The sequence below is a fragment of the Tardiphaga sp. P4_G1 genome (assembly GCF_056401215.1).
Genome location: NZ_JBFUJU010000018.1, coordinates 64,743 through 78,319, shown reverse-complemented (window position 1 = coordinate 78,319; position 13,577 = coordinate 64,743). Strand labels below are relative to the sequence as shown.

The following is a 13,577-nucleotide window of genomic DNA, read 5'->3' as shown; positions in this document are numbered from 1 at the left end:
CTCACCCCAGCTTTTGATCCCTGGCATCCGCGGTGCCTTCGCTGGCCGCCTTGACGGCGGCTTTTGCCTCGCCCTTGCGGCTCGCAATATCAATCACCTTGCGGCCGGAGATTTCATGGCCGGCGTCGTCCGGCATCTGCCAGAAGAACCAGGCCGAGGCTGCCGAGATCACGGACACCACGAGGAAGGCCGGTGCAAAATCGGCGGCCGACAATTCGGTCATGCCGCGCATCAGCATGGTGGATTCCACAGAGAATGCACCGATCGCGACGCCGGCGGAGATCGACAGTTGCTGATTGACGCTGACCAGCGTGGTGGCGCGGCTCATCTGCGCCGTCTCCACCTCGGCATAGGCGACCGTATTGATGGCGGTGAATTCGAGCGAGCGGAAGAAGCCGCCGACCACCAGGATGATCAGGATCAGCATCAGCGGCGTGGTCACCGTGAACAGCGCACAGGCGGCGAGGAATACCGAACTCACCACGGCGTTGACGGTCATCACATTGCGGAAGCCGAAGGCGCGGATGATGCGCGCCGCCAATGTCTTCATGCCCATGGCGCCCACCGCCGAGCCGAAGGTCACCATGCCCGACTGGAACGGCGACAGGCCGAAGCCGACCTGCATCAACAGCGGCAGCAGGAACGGCAATGCGCCGATGCCGAGCCGGAACAGGAAGCCGCCGATGATGGCGGCGCGCAAGGTCACCAGCCGCATCAGCGAGAAGTCCAGCACCGGGGACGCGGTGCGCCGGGCGTGGATCACGTAGAGGGTCATGGACACCGTGCCGATGCCGACCAGTGCGGCGACGATCGGCCATGGCAGCAGATTGAGGCCCGCGACCGAGAGGCCGAAGGCAATGCCGGCGAGGCCGACGCCGGCCAGCACCAGACCCAGCAGATCGAAGCGCTCCGGATCCTCCGAGCGGATCGGATCGATGAAGCGCAACGCAAGATAGATGCCGAGGCAGCCGATCGGGATATTGATCAGGAAGATCCAGTGCCACGAGAAGTAGGTGGTGATGAAACCACCCAGCGGCGGTCCGATCACCGGGCCGATCAGCGCCGGCACCGTCATCCACGCCATGGCACTGACGAGCGCGCTTTTGTCGATGGAGCGCAGCAGCACGAGGCGTCCCACAGGGGTCATCATGGCGCCGCCGAGGCCCTGGATGATACGGGCGATGACGAAATGCGTGACCGATTGCGACAGCGCGCAGCCGATCGAGCCGATCATGAACACGCCGATGGCGATGGAGAACACGGCGCGTGCGCCGAACCGGTCGGCGGTCCAGCCGGACGCCGGAATGAATACCGCGAGCGAGAGCAGGTAGGAGGTGATCGCCAGCTTCAACGTCAGCGGACTGGTGCCGATATCGGCGGCAATCGCCGGCAGCGAGGTCGCGATCACCGTGGAGTCCATGTTCTCCATGAACAAGGCGGAGGCGACGATCAGCGGGATCAGGCGTTCTTTATTCATGAAATTATTGATGATTCTTACGAGTGCCCAAGCTGCGGGCGCTTTAACATCCTGCCGGGGCGTGGGCTATTGCGAGAGGCCGAATACCTCCTAAATCATCCGTGACTGCGGCCGCCCGGCTGAAGGCCGAAAACGCCTAAAATCCCTGTGCATGGCAGCCAAACGCTTTGATTTCGCGCAGCAGCATGCTATCGACCACCGCCAATCCTACTTATGGGTTCAGATTCGACGACGGTGTCCTGCGCCGCCGTCGAATTGGTGCATCCAGAGGTTTCTACCGCGATCCCGAGGTCGCCGCATGGAGTTGGCAATGGCAGTCGTTCAGAAGATCCGCGAAGCGTACACGTTCGATGACGTTCTGCTGAAGCCCGGCCTGTCGGACATCCTGCCTTCCGACGCCGATATCCGCTCCCACGCCACCCGTGCCATTCCGCTCAATATTCCGATCATCGCCTCGGCGATGGATACCGTCACCGAGGCCCGCATGGCGATCGCCATGGCGCAGGCCGGCGGCCTCGGCGTGATCCACCGCAACTTCGATCCGGAAGGCCAGGCTGCCCAGGTGCGCCAGGTCAAGAAGTACGAGTCCGGCATGGTGGTAAATCCGCTCACCATCGGCCCCGATGCCAAGCTGGCCGAAGCGCTGGCGCTGATGAGCGAACACGGCTTCTCCGGCATTCCCGTCGTCACCGGTGCGAGCAAGGACGTCCCTGGCAAGCTGGTCGGCATCCTCACCAATCGCGACGTGCGCTTCGCCAGCAATCCGAACCAGAAGATTTCCGAACTGATGACGCACGAGAATCTCGTGACCGTGCGCGAAGGCGTCAGCCAGGACGAAGCCAAGCGCATGCTGCACAAGCATCGCATCGAGAAGCTGCTCGTCGTCGACGATCAGTATCGCTGCGTTGGCCTGATCACCGTGAAGGACATGGACAAGGCTGTTGCGCATCCCCTTGCCAGCAAGGACGCGCAGGGACGTCTGCGTGTAGCTGCCGCAACCACTGTGGGCGAGGGTGGTTTCGAGCGCACCGAACGTCTGATTGATGCCGGCGTCGATGTCGTCGTCGTCGACACCGCGCATGGTCATTCCATGCGCGTGTTGGAAGCCGTGACGCGCATCAAGAAGATTTCGAACTCCGTGCAGGTGATCGCCGGCAATATCGCCACCACCGAAGGCGCGCAGGCGCTGATCGATGCGGGCGCGGATGCGATCAAGGTCGGTATCGGCCCGGGCTCGATCTGCACCACGCGCATCGTCGCCGGCGTCGGCGTGCCGCAGCTCACCGCGATCATGGATGCGGTGGAAGCCGCGAAGAAGCACAACATTCCGATCATCGCCGACGGCGGCATCAAATTCTCGGGCGATCTCGCCAAGGCGCTCGCTGCCGGCGCTGACATCGCCATGGTCGGCTCGCTGCTCGCGGGCACCGACGAGACCCCCGGCGAAGTGTTCCTGTGGCAGGGCCGTTCCTACAAGGCCTATCGCGGCATGGGCTCGGTGGGCGCCATGGCGCGCGGTTCGGCGGATCGCTACTTCCAGCAGGACATCAAGGACACGCTCAAGCTGGTGCCGGAAGGCATCGAGGGCCAGGTGCCCTATAAGGGCCCGGTGGCCAATGTGATGCATCAGCTCGCCGGTGGCCTGCGCGCTGCCATGGGCTATGTCGGTGCCAAGACGCTGACCGAATTCCACGACAAGGCAGAATTCGTCCGCATCACCAGCGCCGGACTGCGCGAAAGCCACGTGCATGACGTGACGATTACCCGCGAAAGCCCGAACTATCCGGGCGGAGCTTAACTATACCGGGCACTATTGCGGTGCCGCATAGGCATCGCTGCCTAAATTGAGCCCCACAGATCGGCGAAAACGCGCTACTGTTCGCGCGTCACGTGCGATGTCGGCCATGGATGTCCGGTTATGGATTTCCAGGGCCGGACGAACCCGGCCGCGGAGCTTGGCTCCGCGCCGCGTTGTGATGCTCATTTTCGACAATGACCTCGTCACGCGTCGAAGTAACACCCGCAGAAAAGAACGTTGGATACTATGGCCATTGAATGGACGGACGAACGCATTGCGGCTCTCGACACCGCGCAACTGAAAAACCTGCGTGAGAACGCCACACGCCGCGAGGTCACGGCGCTGGTTGAGCTTTGCACCACCGAGCTCGCGAAGCGTAACGCCGACAAGCCGCGCAGGATCGGCCAGCCGCGCAGCGAGGCCAAGCAGTTCGAGCATGACATGTCGGCGGAGCTCGCCACGGTTGGCAAGGCGATGGCCGAGAAATACGATCTCTCCGAAGCGACCGCCAAGGCGAAGTCCGAAGGCGTGAAGGGCTTCAAGGCGCACAAGCTGCTCGGCTCCGATGGCCATGCCAAGCTCGGCGGCATGCAGCGCGACGGTTCTGTCGCCGTCGATCGCTATATCTCCTATCGCCGCGGCACGGATATCGCGTCGCTCAGCGTGTTCCTGCTCAAGGATCAGCCGATCGAGGCGCATGAATTTCAGGTCATCGCGCCGCTGACGATGCTCGACGGCGGCAAGCCCGTGGCTGAAATCCGTCCGACGGCAACGGCGGCGCAGAAGCAGTCGGCCGATGGCGGTCTGTCCTTCAAGGATCTCGACAGCGCAGCTGCAGCATTCGACAAGGTGCTGGCGAAGATCACGGCCTGATATTTGCCGGTTTACGTTTTGAATGCGGCGCGCGATCATCGCGCGCCGCATTTTTTTGCGATCAAGAAAGAGAAACGGAGAAATCCCATGTCAGCAGCCAAACGCGTCGTTCTCGCATCGCGCCCACACGGTGAGCCCGGCCCATCGAATTTCCGTATCGAGGATTATGCGGTGCCGACGCCGGGTGAGGGCGAAGTGCTGCTGCGCACGATCTGGCTGTCGCTCGATCCCTATATGCGCGGCCGCATGAATGACGGCCCCTCCTATGCCGCGCCGGTGCCGGTGGATGGCGTGATGGAGGGCGGCACCGTCTGCGAGGTGATCGCCTCGAACAATCCGGGTTTTGCCAAGGGCGATATCGTGCTCGCCCATGCCGGCTGGCAGACCCATGCGATCTCCGACGGCAAGGGCCTGCGCAAGCTCGATCCGAAGCTGGCACCGATCTCGACCGCGGTCGGCATTCTTGGGATGCCGGGCATGACCGCCTATACGGGCCTGCTTGCCATTGGAAATCCGCAGGTCGGCGAAACTGTGGTCGTTGCCGCGGCGTCAGGTGCCGTGGGCTCTGCAGTTGGCCAGATTGCGAAGATCAAGGGCGCACGTGCCATCGGTATCGCGGGCGGTGCTGACAAGTGCCGCTATGTGAAGGAAGAACTCGGCTTCGACGAATGCCTCGATCATCGCGATCCGGATTTTCCGGCGAAGCTGAAAGCTGCATGCCCGGGCGGCATCGACGTGTATTTCGAGAATGTCGGCGGCGCTGTGTTCGAAGCGGTGTTTCCGCTGCTGAATTTCTTCGCACGCATTCCGGTATGCGGGCTGATTGCGCAATACAACGATACGACCTCGGAAGCGCCGAAATGGGCCGGCGCCATGATGCGCAACGTGCTCACCAAGCGCCTCAACTTCCGCGGCTTCATCGTGCGCGACTTCGCGTCGATGCATGGCGACTTCCTGCGCGACATGTCGCAATGGGTGCGCGAGGGCAAGGTGAAGTACAAGGAGCACGTCACCGAAGGTCTCGACAATGCGCCGACGGCGTTCATGGGGCTGCTGAAGGGCGCGAATTTCGGCAAGCAGCTCGTGCGTGTCGGCGCCGACAAAGCGTAAGGCGAATACGCCTTCAGGCTGTCATCACTGCGGGCGCACCGTGCCGTCCGCATTGATGACAGTGAACAGATCGATGTCGGTCTGGCCCGGCGCGCGGCGGTGGCGAACTTCAAAGCCGTCGGGCTGGAAACTGTATTCCACGAGCCCGACTTCCTTGACGCCGATCGTCTCCTGCCTGTCCTCCGGACCAATGATGAAACTACTCGAAGGCGCCCAGATGTGCCTGACGCCGCGCCATATGTAGTCGCGCCGCTGGTGCACATGACCACAGGCGACGAGCCGCAGATCGACAGGGTCAAGCAGATCGATGAGACGACGGCGCGCCGGCATCGGGACATAGCGGATCGACGTCGCGGCCAGTTCCGGATCGTCCGGGGCATTCAGAAATAGCGGTTTGTGGATGAACAGCGCCAGCGGTCGTCCGTTCAGGCCCGCCAGTTGCGAGGCGAGCCAGTCGAACTGCTCCTCTTCGCAGGCGAGCCCGCTATTCATGATCAACGAGTTCAGACCGATGAAACACCAGCCAGCCGCGTTGAAGCGCCAGTGGTCGTGTCCAAAGACCGACACGAATGCCTGCCGGTTCTGCTCGGAAATCAGCTGGCTTGGCGGCGGGGCGACCAGAGTCGGGTTGTCGCCGATGTCGTGATTGCCCGGCAGATAGCGGCAGGCGACGGGAAGGGCGTCATGCTGTGACCTGGCGAAGGCGAGGTCATCGGGATGGCCCGGGCCGTCGAAGGCAAGGTCGCCGCTATTGATGACGAGGTCTGGCTTTGCCGCGTCGATGAACGCGCAGACGCGCTGGAAATTTGCGACGAATTGCGGAAAGCCTGCGCCGAGATGCGTATCGGTGATCTGGATCAAGCGGAATTCGGACATGGCGGGAACTCCTCTGGCGGGGAGTGTAGCCATCTCGGATGTCAGTCAGATGGCTCGGGCGACCGAAACATTAGATCACGCGATATCTGATCGCATAGCCGTCGTTGGTGCGGGCCGTCTTGCCCGCGCGGGCGGAGGCGCTCACCTGATCGACCAGATGCCACGGGCTGAATTCGGCGGAGTGGCTCGGGCTTGCGGCCAGCCGCAGTTTGAAGATCAGCGGTGCTTCGCCCGGCACGTTCACGATCATCACACGCTGCGCGGTGCGAAATTTCAGTGGCACCGTACCCCTGAGAATGCTCTCGCCCTTGTTTGTGAAAGTCGGGCCTTCGCTGATGGCGGCGAGGGCCTGGTTGCGGTCGGTATGCAATTCGATCTGCGTGGCTTCCGCGATGATCTTCGCCGCGACCGCGTCGGGCAGGCGGATTTCGAATTCGACAGCGGGCCTGGTCGGGTTGATGCCGAGATAGCCCAGTGCCGTGTGGCGCATGTCGGTGGCGGCGAAGGCCAGGAGGCCCAGCACGGCCAGCGCCGCGACGCCGTGGTGGACCACGTCATGGACCGAGCGATACCGGGCTCGGAAATAGAGATTCAGCAGGATGGCCACCGCGAGCGCTGCGGCGGCGCCAGCCAGGGTGGACATCATGAGGCCGGCCCAGCTGTCCGGGTCGCCGGGCGTCAGCATCGCAAAGAGGGCATCGAGATAAGCCATGGCAGTGCTCACGGGCAGAACTCTTGAGGCTGGCGCGCCCCCGGGCAGCGCCTTTAAATGGGTGTCGAGGGCCGCCTAGCCGGTTCAATGGAACCTGCATGGAACTCATATGGAACTCTTGGGCCGGTTAATCGTCATGTTCCAAGGGGCGGGTCTGTAGCGCGAGCGGGGTGCCGCACGGCTCTGAATTCCGGCCCTGAATTCCCATGGCTGAGGAAATTTCAATGTCGATTCAATGGGTTTTGTTGCCGGTCTTCGTGCTGGTGGCGATTACGCTAGGCATGTTCTTCTGGACCGGCCGGCGCGGCGGCCTGCTGAGCCGCAAGGATACCAGCGACCTGCCGAATACCGCTCCGCAGCTCGATCTGCTGTTCTACGCGCTGATCGCCATCGGCCTGCCGCTGCGCAAGATCGATCTGGTGCTGGTCTGCCTGTCCTGGATCTTCGTCATCGCCCGCTTCGTGGGCGCCGGATTCATTGCCAATAGCCGGGGATCGCAGGCCTGGCTCGCCAGCGCGCTTGTGTTGTTGGCGATGTGGTTCTACTTCGCGCTACGGATGCTTCTCCTGATCTGATCGGGGGCGGCGTCGCGCCTCTCTCCGTCGAAAGATTGCCATGACTCCCGCCGCACGCCTCTCCGCCGCGATCGAAGTGATCGAGGCCATCGACACCCAGCGTGTCCCCGCCGCCAAGGCGCTGAAGGAATGGGGCACCGCGCACCGCTTTGCCGGCTCTGGCGACCGGGCCGGGATTTCCGGGTTGGTCTGGGATGTGCTGCGGCGGCGCGCCTCCAGCGCCTGGATCATGGACGACGACACGTCGCGGGCGCGGCTGCTCGGCATGCTCAAGGCCGAGCGCAGGATGGATGTCGATACGATTGCCGCGCTCTGTGACGGCAGCGGTTTTGCGCCGGCGCCGCTGTCTGACGCGGAGCGTTCGGCTCTGGCGTCGCGCACGGTGGCGGATGCACCGGCGTATATCGCCGGCGATTATCCGGAATGGCTCGATGGCCAGCTGGCCGATGTATTTGGCGACGATCGCGTGGCGGAAGCCACCGCCATGGCCAGCCGTGCGCCGCTGGACCTGCGCGTCAACACGCTGAAGGCCAAGCGCGACAAGGTGCTGGGCTCGCTGCGCCATCTCGGCGCCACCGAGACGCCCTGGTCGCCGCTGGGGCTGCGGATCGAGCTCGGTGCCGATGCGCGCAATCCCGGCATCCATGCCGAGGAGGATTTCATCAAGGGCGGCATCGAAGTGCAGGACGAGGGCTCGCAGCTTGCGGCGCTGCTGTCCGGCGCCAAGCCCGGCGAGCAGGTGATCGATCTCTGCGCAGGTGCCGGCGGCAAGACGCTGGCGCTGGCGGCGATGATGCAGGGCAAGGGCCGGCTGATCGCCACCGACGCCGACAAGCGCCAGCTCGCACCGATCCACGAGCGGCTGTCGCGTGCCGGCATCCACAATGCCGATATCCGCACCCCGAAGGGCCCCGACGACACGCTCAGCGACATTCACAACTCCGCGGACCTCGTGCTGATCGACGCGCCATGCACCGGCACCGGCACCTGGCGTCGCAATCCCGACGCCAAATGGCGGATGCGGCCGGGCGCCCTCGAGGTCCGGATCAAGGACCAGGCCGAGGTCCTCGACCGCGCGGTGGCGCTGGTGAAGCCGGGTGGTCGGATCGCCTATGTGACCTGTTCGGTACTCCCGCAGGAAAACCGCGACCAGATCCGCGCCTTTACCGCCCGCCAGCCGGAATTTTCGGTGGTGCCGCCGGCGCAGGTGATGTCGGTCCTGTGGGACAAAGCCGAGGATTTCGCCGCCGCGACCTATCAGAGCCCGGAAGGCCTGCTGATGACCCCGCGCCGGACCGGAACGGACGGGTTTTTCGTGTCGGTGATGAAGCGCCAGCCGGTAGGCTGAGACCCCTCCGCCGTCATTGCGAGCGCAGCGAAGCAATCCAGAAGGCCACAAGCGAAGACTGGATTGCTTCGTCGCAAGGGCTCCTCGCAATGACGGGGATAGGCCGGTGCAGGGCTGCCATGACAGCCTTTTCAGCCTTGCGACCCCGCCGTGAGTCGCGTAATTCCTCGCTATGACAGCCCCCAGCAAAAGCTCCGTTTCGCCCGCCGATCCGTCACCCCATGTGGCCGCGGCGCATGACAAGATTCTGATCGTCGATTTCGGCTCCCAGGTGACGCAGCTGATTGCGCGGCGTGTCCGCGAGGAGGGCGTCTATTCCGAGATCGTGCCGTTCAACAAGGCCGAAGCCGCCTTCGCCGAGATGAAACCGAAGGCCGTGATCCTGTCCGGCGGTCCGGCCTCGGTGCTCGACGACAACGCGCCGTCGGCGCCGTTGTCGATCCTCACCGCGGGCGTTCCCGTACTCGGCATCTGCTACGGCGAGCAGACCATGGCGCAGCAGCTCGGCGGCACCGTCGAGGCCGGCCATCATCGCGAATTCGGCCGCGCCGCGATCGAGATCACCGACACCTGCGCGCTGTTCGACGGCGTCTGGGAAGTGGGCGGCAAATACGACGTCTGGATGAGCCATGGCGACCGCGTCACCAAGATGCCCGACGGCTTTCGCGCCGTCGCCAAGGCGCCAGGCTCGCCGATCTCGATCATCGCCGACGATGTCAGAAAATTCTACGCGATGCAGTTTCACCCCGAAGTGGCGCATACGCCCGACGGCGCCAAACTGATCCGCAACTTCGTGCGCAACATCGCCGGTTTCACCGGCGACTGGACCATGCGCGCGTTTCGCGAGGAAGCCATCGAGAAGATCCGCGCGCAGGTCGGCAAGGGCAAGGTGATCTGCGGTCTCTCCGGCGGTGTCGACTCTGCCGTTGCGGCCGTGCTGATCCATGAGGCGATCGGCGATCAGCTCACTTGCGTATTCGTCGATCACGGCATGCTGCGCAAGGACGAGGCCAAGACCGTCGTCGACCTGTTCCGGCATCACTACAATATCCCGCTGGTGCATGTGGATGCATCGAAGACGTTCCTCGGCGAGCTCGAAGGCGTCACCGATCCCGAAGTGAAGCGCAAGACCATCGGCCGTCTGTTCATCGACGTGTTCGACGCCGAGGCCAAGAAGATCGGCGGCGCGGATTTCCTGGCGCAGGGCACGCTGTATCCCGACGTGATCGAGAGCGTCTCCTTCACCGGCGGCCCCTCGGTGACCATCAAGTCGCATCACAATGTCGGCGGTCTTCCGGCACGCATGAACATGAAGCTGGTCGAGCCGCTGCGCGAATTGTTCAAGGACGAGGTCCGCGATCTCGGCCGCGAATTGGGATTGCCGGATATTTTCGTCGGCCGTCATCCGTTCCCCGGTCCCGGCCTCGCAATCCGCTGCCCCGGCGAGATCACGCGCGAGAAGCTCGACATCCTCCGCGAAGCCGACGCCGTCTATATCGACCAGATCCGCAAGGCCGATCTCTACGACACCATCTGGCAGGCCTTCGCTGTCCTATTGCCGGTGAAGACCGTCGGCGTAATGGGCGATGGCCGCACCTATGAATACGTGGTCGGCCTGCGCGCCGTGACCTCCACCGACGGCATGACCGCAGACTTCTACGCCTTCGACATGAAGTTTCTCGGCGAAACGGCCACGCGGATTATCAACGAGGTCAAGGGCGTGAATCGTGTGGTGTATGACATCACGAGCAAGCCGCCGGGGACGATCGAGTGGGAGTAGGGGCGCGTCGTCTGGCGTAGTTGGCGGGGGATTTAACAGGATTGCAGATTTGATCTTTGTGGCCTGATCCACATTGTCATTGATCGCTAGGTAAAAGGGCGTCGGACCATGGCACTTCCTTCTCCGCAGCCGTCGCCTCAGGTCCTCTTTTCAAGTGCCGGAAGAGCGTGGAGTGCGCTCGATGCCGTTCTTATCAATATCCCGCGTGGCTTGTTGCGAGCACCGGCTGGCGGATTGCATACGCTAGGCATGCATTTCGGTCCGCCCGTCAACGCAGATTGTTCCGTTGGTGGCAAGCGGATGCGGCGTGTGCAGAAGTCGGGCGACATCGATTTCATTCCGGCGGGAATGGATGGCTCCTGGGAGGACGATGCGGATTGCCAGATTCTCCGGCTGCGTCTTCACTCATCGCTTATGGAACAGGTCGCCGAGGACCTCGGAAGGGATGCTGCGAAAATCGAATTCGTCCCGCGTCTTCAACTCCGTGACGCCCGCATGGAGGCAATCGGCTGGGCCATAAAGGCGGATCTCGAGGCAGACACACCGTCTGATCCGCTTTACATCGATCATCTGGCGAGCGCGTTGGCGGTCCGGCTGTTCGAAACCGCCACTGACGGTCGTCCGCTCCCGGGAGCTGACGGTGCGTCAAGGATGTCTGCGCGTCATCTGAAACTGCTGACCGAGTTCATCGAGATGAATCTGGGTCAGCAACTTCATCTCGCCGATCTGGCGAAAGTTGCCGGGGTCAGCGTCACGCGTCTCAAGACGCTATTCCGTAACAGCACGGGGATGTCCGTGCATCAATATGTGATACGCCGCCGCACGGAATACGCACGCGCTTTGATCGCCACGACGACGATGCCTGCAAGTGAGATTGCTTTTGTCGCCGGTTTTTCCCATCAGAGTCATATGGCCTCGACGATGCGCCGCATCCTCGGCCAGACCCCTGGCGATATTACGCGGCCGGCACGCGAAATCGGCCCGAAATTGCTAAGATCTGTCTGAATCTGAGCGAAGCCAACTCTTGCATTCCTTAAGTCTTGCATATCGCAAGAGAGGAATTGGACATGTTTGCAATCGTTGGCGCCGCCGGAAACGTCGGCTATTCGACATCGATGGCCCTGCGCAAGGCTGGCGTGCCGGTCAGAGCGATTCTACGCGACGCGGCAAAGGCGGCGGCGCTCAAAGAGTTCGGGTGCGAGATCGCTCTGGCTGATCTGCAGGATGCCGAGGCCCTAGCCAAGGCGATCGCAGGCGCGGATGCCGTACAGATCATCGTCCCGGTAGCACTCAAGGTAAGGGATCCTGCTGAAGAGCTGCGGCAATCGATCGACAGCATCGCCAGGGCGCTCGCACAGGCGTCCCCAAAACGGGTGCTGGCCATTTCCGACTACGGCGCGCACGTCACGGATGACATCGGGATGCCCACTATTTTCCATGGACTGGAGGAGCGGCTGGGCCAACTCAATGTCCCCAGGACGGTCCTGCGATCAGCGGAACATATGCACAATTGGGCCCGTGTTATTCCCGTGGCCATGGCGTCCGGCAACTTGCCAACCTTCCACAACGTCGTCGACATGGTGTTCCCCACGATTGCAGCTGCAGACCTCGGCCTGATCGCCGCCGACCTGTTGTTGCGGCCCGGCGAGAATGACCTGGATGTTGTCCACGCCGAAGGGCCACGCCGGTATAGTGCCAACGACGTGGCGACGGCGCTGACCGAGCTATCGGGGCGCACCATTCACGCACGGGTCGTGCCTCGCTCGCAATGGAAAGAGACCTTTGAGCGAAACATGCCCGGCAGCCTCGCCGAACTCCTGATCAAAGCCAACGAGGCTCACAACAGGGGCGGCCTGATCGACGTCGAGCCAAATGCCGGCGAGATTCGATATGGCACTACCGAATTGATCGACGCGCTGCAGCCGTTTCTGAGATAAAGCCGCGACGCGGACCACCAACGAGGTGAAGGGCGTCAACCGCGTGATGTATGACATCACGAGCAAGCCGCCGGGGACGATCGAGTGGGAGTGAAGGGGAGTATCGTGGAGTAGTATCGGATAGCAGAGGACACGCGCACGAATCCTAGGCCATCGATAGCAGTCGATAGATTCCAAGCGACCCGCAGATTTGACGCTCAGTCGGGCGTCTCTCCGCTCTTCGAACGGCGCCCATACGCCGTCAGGCCCACCCCAACCTTCGCGACTTTGTGGCCTTCAAATAATCGGTCGCGCGCTGCTCGAAGACGTCAGCGCGCGACCAGTTCTCCGCGTCGATCACACGGTCGCAGATCGATTACTGCTCCTTCTTGAACAAATCCTGGAAGATCAGCTGGCCCCACGTGCGACCGCGTGCGTGCACCAGCGCGCCACCTTCGTTGAGCTTTCCCAGCTTGACGGGTGCGAAGCCGAGTTGCTTGGCCAGGGCCGCCACGGGAGCGATCGCGTCCTCGTCGTCAGCAGACAGAAAGACGACCCGATGCCCGCCCGCGACGATCGGATCGGTCGCCAGAGTGGCTGCGCCCAGGTGATTGAAACCTTTCACGAGTTTGGCGCCGGTGAATGCCTTCGCGACGACGGCGGAGCCCGCGAGACCGTCCGGCTCGTCGGGGCCCGGAAACAGGTTCATCGCGTCGATGACCGTCTTGCCGTCCCAGCTCGGCAGGATCTTCGCAACCTCGCGATGCTCGCCGAAAGGGACCGCCAGGATGATGGTGTCGGCCTCGAGCGCATCCCGCAGCGACCTGGCGACGACCCCGGGTCCGATCGCCCGGGCCTGTGGCGCCAATGCCTCGGGGGGCCGACGGCTCGCGACGGTCACGTCGATGTTTTTGCGGGCGAAGGCGTGGGCGAGGGCCTGGCCTATCTTGCCGAAGCCGATAATTGCGTAGCTCATAATGTTTCTCCGATTTGTTTTGATATTGATTCACGGCCTTCGAGGGCGCCGGGCGATCCGTTTTCGCTGCGTGGCGACCTTCGCGTAGGCGTCTCGCCGTGAAGGACTTCCGCGCGGCCGGACTGACCGTTCGGCG

At 63.0% G+C, this 13,577-nt stretch carries 12 protein-coding genes and 1 pseudogene; 9 read left to right on the top strand and 4 right to left on the bottom strand.

Annotated elements, in window-relative coordinates:
- Position 1: 1 nt before the first annotated feature.
- Positions 2 to 1,477, bottom strand: coding sequence for an MFS transporter (locus AC1DUY_RS30305; RefSeq protein WP_115029190.1), 1,476 nt, complete (start codon positions 1,475 to 1,477; stop codon positions 2 to 4).
- A 310-nt stretch (positions 1,478 to 1,787) separates the two neighbouring features.
- Between AC1DUY_RS30305 and guaB the strand changes: the two genes are divergently transcribed.
- The 3 genes from guaB (at position 1,788) to AC1DUY_RS30290 (ending at position 5,258) form a co-directional block, all read left to right on the top strand.
- Positions 1,788 to 3,275, top strand: a complete 1,488-nt coding sequence (gene guaB / locus AC1DUY_RS30300) for an IMP dehydrogenase (RefSeq protein WP_089263865.1) — start codon at positions 1,788 to 1,790, stop codon at positions 3,273 to 3,275.
- A gap of 246 nt (positions 3,276 to 3,521) precedes the next feature.
- Positions 3,522 to 4,148, top strand: coding sequence for a hypothetical protein (locus tag AC1DUY_RS30295; protein WP_089263866.1), 627 nt, complete (start codon positions 3,522 to 3,524; stop codon positions 4,146 to 4,148).
- Between the two features lie 87 nt (positions 4,149 to 4,235).
- Positions 4,236 to 5,258 (top strand): NADP-dependent oxidoreductase, encoded by a 1,023-nt coding sequence (locus AC1DUY_RS30290; RefSeq protein ID WP_478119104.1) that lies wholly within the window; start codon positions 4,236 to 4,238, stop codon positions 5,256 to 5,258.
- Between the two features lie 24 nt (positions 5,259 to 5,282).
- On the opposite strand, the gene AC1DUY_RS30285 is transcribed toward AC1DUY_RS30290, so the two are convergent.
- Together AC1DUY_RS30285 and AC1DUY_RS30280 are read right to left on the bottom strand one after the other, a co-directional pair.
- Complete coding sequence (locus AC1DUY_RS30285; RefSeq protein WP_478119102.1) at positions 5,283 to 6,134, bottom strand: metallophosphoesterase family protein; 852 nt, start codon at positions 6,132 to 6,134, stop codon at positions 5,283 to 5,285.
- A gap of 70 nt (positions 6,135 to 6,204) precedes the next feature.
- Positions 6,205 to 6,846, bottom strand: coding sequence for an acriflavin resistance protein (locus tag AC1DUY_RS30280; RefSeq protein ID WP_478119100.1), 642 nt, complete (start codon positions 6,844 to 6,846; stop codon positions 6,205 to 6,207).
- Positions 6,847 to 7,070: 224 nt separating this feature from the next.
- Here AC1DUY_RS30280 and AC1DUY_RS30275 point away from each other — a divergent pair, with 224 nt between their 5' ends.
- From AC1DUY_RS30275 to AC1DUY_RS30250, 6 genes and pseudogenes are all read left to right on the top strand, one after another.
- Entirely contained in the window at positions 7,071 to 7,421 is a 351-nt protein-coding gene (locus AC1DUY_RS30275) for a hypothetical protein (protein WP_093761480.1), read from the top strand.
- 40 nt (positions 7,422 to 7,461) lie between these two features.
- A complete protein-coding gene (locus tag AC1DUY_RS30270) occupies positions 7,462 to 8,769 on the top strand; it encodes an RsmB/NOP family class I SAM-dependent RNA methyltransferase (protein ID WP_478119098.1) in 1,308 nt (435 codons plus the stop codon).
- A 172-nt stretch (positions 8,770 to 8,941) separates the two neighbouring features.
- The gene (gene guaA / locus AC1DUY_RS30265; protein WP_439077450.1) at positions 8,942 to 10,549 is read left to right on the top strand and encodes a glutamine-hydrolyzing GMP synthase; all 1,608 of its coding nucleotides are present in this window, start codon (positions 8,942 to 8,944) and stop codon (positions 10,547 to 10,549) included.
- 108 nt (positions 10,550 to 10,657) lie between these two features.
- Positions 10,658 to 11,554 carry a helix-turn-helix transcriptional regulator gene (locus AC1DUY_RS30260; RefSeq protein WP_478119095.1) on the top strand — a complete coding sequence of 299 codons (897 nt, stop codon included), beginning with the start codon at positions 10,658 to 10,660 and terminating at the stop codon, positions 11,552 to 11,554.
- Between the two features lie 62 nt (positions 11,555 to 11,616).
- Positions 11,617 to 12,486, top strand: a complete 870-nt coding sequence (locus AC1DUY_RS30255; protein WP_478119093.1) for an NmrA family NAD(P)-binding protein — start codon at positions 11,617 to 11,619, stop codon at positions 12,484 to 12,486.
- Positions 12,485 to 12,580, top strand: a pseudogene (locus tag AC1DUY_RS30250) (GMP synthase (glutamine-hydrolyzing)); the annotation flags it as partial. The gene AC1DUY_RS30255 and the pseudogene AC1DUY_RS30250, both read left to right, overlap by 2 nt.
- Positions 12,581 to 12,841: 261 nt before the next feature.
- On the opposite strand, the gene AC1DUY_RS30245 reads toward AC1DUY_RS30250, so the two are convergent.
- Positions 12,842 to 13,441: an NADPH-dependent F420 reductase gene (locus AC1DUY_RS30245; protein ID WP_478119091.1), complete on the bottom strand. Its 600-nt coding sequence runs from the start codon at positions 13,439 to 13,441 to the stop codon at positions 12,842 to 12,844.
- Positions 13,442 to 13,577: the final 136 nt, after the last annotated feature.

What these genes read in the sequence shown, in the direction of transcription:
- AC1DUY_RS30280 (WP_478119100.1), bottom strand. Translation starts at nt 6,846, where the DNA reads ATGGCTTATCTCGATGCCCTCTTTGCGATGCTGACGCCCGGCGACCCG.
- AC1DUY_RS30275 (WP_093761480.1), top strand. Translation starts at nt 7,071, where the DNA reads ATGTCGATTCAATGGGTTTTGTTGCCGGTCTTCGTGCTGGTGGCGATT.
- AC1DUY_RS30260 (WP_478119095.1), top strand. Translation starts at nt 10,658, where the DNA reads ATGGCACTTCCTTCTCCGCAGCCGTCGCCTCAGGTCCTCTTTTCAAGT.
- guaA (WP_439077450.1), top strand. Translation starts at nt 8,942, where the DNA reads ATGACAGCCCCCAGCAAAAGCTCCGTTTCGCCCGCCGATCCGTCACCC.
- AC1DUY_RS30285 (WP_478119102.1), bottom strand. Translation starts at nt 6,134, where the DNA reads ATGTCCGAATTCCGCTTGATCCAGATCACCGATACGCATCTCGGCGCA.
- AC1DUY_RS30290 (WP_478119104.1), top strand. Translation starts at nt 4,236, where the DNA reads ATGTCAGCAGCCAAACGCGTCGTTCTCGCATCGCGCCCACACGGTGAG.
- guaB (WP_089263865.1), top strand. Translation starts at nt 1,788, where the DNA reads ATGGCAGTCGTTCAGAAGATCCGCGAAGCGTACACGTTCGATGACGTT.
- AC1DUY_RS30245 (WP_478119091.1), bottom strand. Translation starts at nt 13,441, where the DNA reads ATGAGCTACGCAATTATCGGCTTCGGCAAGATAGGCCAGGCCCTCGCC.
- AC1DUY_RS30305 (WP_115029190.1), bottom strand. Translation starts at nt 1,477, where the DNA reads ATGAATAAAGAACGCCTGATCCCGCTGATCGTCGCCTCCGCCTTGTTC.
- AC1DUY_RS30295 (WP_089263866.1), top strand. Translation starts at nt 3,522, where the DNA reads ATGGCCATTGAATGGACGGACGAACGCATTGCGGCTCTCGACACCGCG.
- AC1DUY_RS30255 (WP_478119093.1), top strand. Translation starts at nt 11,617, where the DNA reads ATGTTTGCAATCGTTGGCGCCGCCGGAAACGTCGGCTATTCGACATCG.
- AC1DUY_RS30270 (WP_478119098.1), top strand. Translation starts at nt 7,462, where the DNA reads ATGACTCCCGCCGCACGCCTCTCCGCCGCGATCGAAGTGATCGAGGCC.